3 protein-coding genes are annotated in these 3,769 nt (G+C 75.0%); 2 read left to right on the forward strand and 1 reads right to left on the reverse strand.

Translation table 11 applies throughout. The features are described from left to right. Positions 1-927, forward strand: a 927-nt coding sequence (locus tag ND748_RS27645; RefSeq protein WP_251749138.1) for a RyR domain-containing protein, incomplete at its 5' end; no start/stop codon positions are given. An 83-nt stretch (positions 928-1,010) separates the two neighbouring features. On the opposite strand, the gene ND748_RS27650 is transcribed toward ND748_RS27645, so the two are convergent. After that, the gene (locus ND748_RS27650; protein ID WP_251749139.1) at positions 1,011-2,753 is read right to left on the reverse strand and encodes a hypothetical protein; all 1,743 of its coding nucleotides are present in this window, start codon (positions 2,751-2,753) and stop codon (positions 1,011-1,013) included. 164 nt (positions 2,754-2,917) lie between these two features. On the opposite strand from ND748_RS27650, the gene mptB reads away from it, so the two are divergent. Continuing rightward, positions 2,918-3,769: polyprenol phosphomannose-dependent alpha 1,6 mannosyltransferase MptB (mptB, locus tag ND748_RS27655; RefSeq protein ID WP_374216053.1), on the forward strand; the 852-nt coding region annotated here is incomplete at its 3' end.

A 3,769-nucleotide genomic window follows, 5' to 3' on the forward strand; every position in this document is an offset into this window, starting at 1 on the left:
GCCCTGGCCGGCGCGTCCGGGCCGCTGCTGCCCATCGCCGTGGCCGATCCGGCGGCCGAGGAGAAGCTCGCCGCCCTGCGCGCCCGGGAGCCCGCGCTGGCCCGCGTCGCGCTCACCGCGCACGACACCCCGCACGGCGAGCTGCCGCCGGCCGTCACGCAGACGGATGGTCCGCAGGGGCCGCCCGAGTTCGTCTACGTCTGCCAGAGCGACGAGGAACGGGCGCTGCTGTACGGGCTGGACGCCGCGCAGGCCCTCAACAACCGGTTCGGCGTCGCGCGGACCACGGTCATCGTGCGCACCGGGCGGCAGCGCAGCCTGCAGGACGTCTTCGGCCGGCCGACGTTCCCCCGCCCCCCGACCCCGCTGCCGGGGCCGCTGCTGGAGGACCTCCAGGGGGGCGTGCGCTTCTTCGCCGTCAACGATGAGGCGCTGCCGCTCGACCTCGGCGACACGGACCTCATCGAACGCTTCGCCCGGGCGAGCCACGAGCGCTACCTGGAGACCGAACGCCGCCGGGGCGCCGCGATGGGATCCAGACGGGCGATGGTGCCATGGGCGGAGCTGCCGGACGACCTGCGCGACTCCAACCGGGCCCAGGCCGCTCAGTTCGGGGAGGTCCTGCGGGCGCAGGCGCTGATGCTCATGCCGGCCGGGGAGGCCGACGCCGACTTCGCGTTCACCGTGGGGGAGATCGACGAGCTCGCCCAGCAGGAGCATGACCGGTGGCGCCAGGAGCGGGAGGCGAAGGGTTTCGCCCTGGGGCCGACTCACCAGGACGGCGCCGACCGCCGCCACCCCGCGATGGTCGACTGGTCGGCGCTGTCCGAGACCGACCGGGAGCGCAACCGCGACGTCGCCCGTAGCCTGCCGGCGATCCTCGCCCACGCGGGGCTGCGCATCGTCCGCCTCGAAGAACCCGGCTGACCCGCGCCCCGACCCCGGCACTGGCACCGGCACCGGCACCGGCACCGGCACCGGCACCGGCACCGGCCATAATCCCGGCCCGATCAGGAGATGCGTTGGTCCACGGGGCAGTCCAGGGCGCTGGCCCGGGTCAGGCCGTCGACCGAGAGCCGGGCGGACAGGCGCACCGGCCCGGACGCCTCGGTGAGGATGCCCGTCCAGCCGCCGGCGGCGCGGAACACGCACGCCCGGCCCTCCGACAGCCGCCAGTAGGGCGTGTAGTGGACGAGCACGGTGGCGACCCCCGGGGTGCGAAAGTGCACCGCCACCGAGCTCACCCCGAGCTCGGTCAGGCTCGCCGGCCCCTGCACCAGACCGGCGGAGTCGGTGACGAGCCAGACCTTCCAGTGCGGGTTCGCCCAGGCGAGATCGAGATAGGGCAGGCCCGCCCGCAGCAGTTTCGCCTCCGCGACGGCGGACGGGTCGAGTTCCACGTCGGGCAGGGCCACATAACGGATGCCCCGGGCGAGCAGCCACTCGTGGTAGGTCTCGGCGTTGAGGCTGCCGTCGTAGAACAGCGCGTTGTACTTGCTGTCGAGCTGGCGCAGCCAGCCCCGGGCCATCGGCACGCTCGGCGCCACGAAGCGCGCCTCCCAGTGGGCCCGGGTGAACGGAACCTCGACCCGGCCGGCCGGCACCGGCGCGCCGCGGTCGAGGTAGTCGAGCAGCTCGGTGTAGTACCCGGCGGACGAGGACGGATCGCCCTGGGTGAGCAGCGCGCCGTGGATCGGGCCGATCTGCCAGCCGATCAGGGGGATCGCCACGATCGCGAGCACCCGGCGGCGGTCGGCGAGCAGCAGCGCCGCCGCGGGCCCGGCCAGCAGGGTCGCCGGCCGGGTGATGTTCCCCCCGACCTGGGAGGGGATGAAGAAGAACACCGCCGCCGCGGCCGCCCACAGCAGCAGGCCGTGGCGAATCGCCCGCGCACCCTTCGGGACCACCAGCAGTCCCACCCCGATGAGCGCCAGCAGCGACAGGAAGGTCAGCGCCGGGAACGGCTGGTAACCGTCCTCGGGGAAGGCCAGCGCGACGACGATGCCGGCCCCGGCGCCGGCGAACGGCACCACGCGCCGCCAGCCGATGGTCAGCAGCAGCGCCGCGCCGACGAGCAGCACGAACCCGGCGGCCAGGGGCGAGGCCAGCGACGACAGCACGGCGCCAGCCCAGGTCAGCTTCGTCCGGCGCTCGCGGGCCCCGAGCAGCGCCAGCGCGCCGAACGCCATCCCGAGGGCGAACGGCATCCGCCCGACGACGAGGTTCGACACCGTCGCCACGGCGAACCAGACGAGGACGAGGTCCTGTCCCGACCGCCGGCCGGGCCCGCGCAGCAGCCGGGTCACGATCACCGTGGAGGCGACGCAGGAGATCGCGCCCAGGAGCTGTACCCCGAGCAACGCCCCCAGCGGCGGGAACAGCACACTGTACCCGGGTATGGTGTGGCCGCCGTACCACTGATCGTCCCACAGGACCGCCCCACCGTGGCGGAACAGCCACACCCGGTATTCCTGGGCGGGGGTGTCGGGGCCGGTCACGCCGAGCCCGACGCACAGCAGGCACAGGGCCGCGGTCAGCGTCCAGGGCCACCGGCGCACGACCGCGGCGAGGACGAGCAGTCCCCGCACGACCGGCCCGTGGTGCCGCGGCGGCTCGAGGGCGATGAAGGGGGTCTGGGGCAGTGGAGCCACCCGAGACTCGGTCTCGCCCGCCGGCACCGCCACGGCCATCGTCGTCGGCCGGCTACCAAGCGTGGCGTCGACCGGGTTACCGGGCGCCGCGAGCGCTGTCACCCGCGACCTCCCAAGGCACCGACGGCGGTCCGTCCGCCGCATCCCACCGATCATCTCCCGACGGCCCGCCGGTCGGCGAACAGCCGGCCGCCACCACCTCCGCCACGGCGGCGCGCGGCGGCCACGGACCGTCCGCCATCAGGCCCCCGACCAGCGTCATCTTGTTGATCATCGGCGGAGTCGGCGCCGCGGTCGCGGCCATGCTGGCCGAGGGGCGGCTGGGCCCACGCGATCCGTTCGTCGCCGATCCCTCATCCTGGTGGGGAATTCTCCCATCAACCCCGCCGACCCAGACGGCAAGGGGCGTTCTGGCCGGGCTGTCCGCGCTCAGCGTCATCGCGCTGTGCCTGTGCTGGGTTCTCCTGGTACGAGCGATGGCCGCTGGCCGGGTGTCCACCCGCGCCGGGCTCGCGGCGGCCGTCGCCTGGAGCCTGCCGTTCGCCGTCGGGCCGCCGCTGTTCAGCCGGGACGTGTACGCCTATGCCGCCCAGGGCGAACTGGCCAGGCTCGACCTGGACCCGGCGACCCACGGGGTGGCCACCCTGCTGACGGCCGGCGCGCCGGACGGTTCGGGCCGGGCGTTCGTCCAGGCCGTCGACCCGCGGTGGTCGCACACCCACAGCCCCTACGGCGGCGCCGCGGTCGCGGTCGAGAAGGCCGCGGCGGTGATCGGCGGCGGCCCGGCGGGGACCGTCGCGGTCCTGCGGGTGCTCGCCGTGCTCGCCACGATCGCCCTGATCGGCCTGTCGTTGCGCCTCGCCGGGTCCGAGCCGGCCCGGCGCCGCGCGGTCGCGGTCCTGGTCGCGGCGAACCCCGTGGTGGTCATCCACCTCGTGGGCGGCGCGCACCTCGACGCGATCGCCGCCGCACTCGTCGTCGCCGCCCTCCTGCTGGATCGCGCCCCCCGTCGGGCGGTGGGGGAAATCCTGCCGGGCGCCGCCGCGACGGGACTGGCGTGCCTCGCGGGCAACGTCAAGGCGACCGCCCTGCTCTGCGTCGGCTGGCTGGTGCTGGCC

The sequence above is a fragment of the Frankia sp. AiPs1 genome (assembly GCF_023716945.1).
GTDB lineage: Bacteria > Actinomycetota > Actinomycetes > Frankiales > Frankiaceae > Frankia.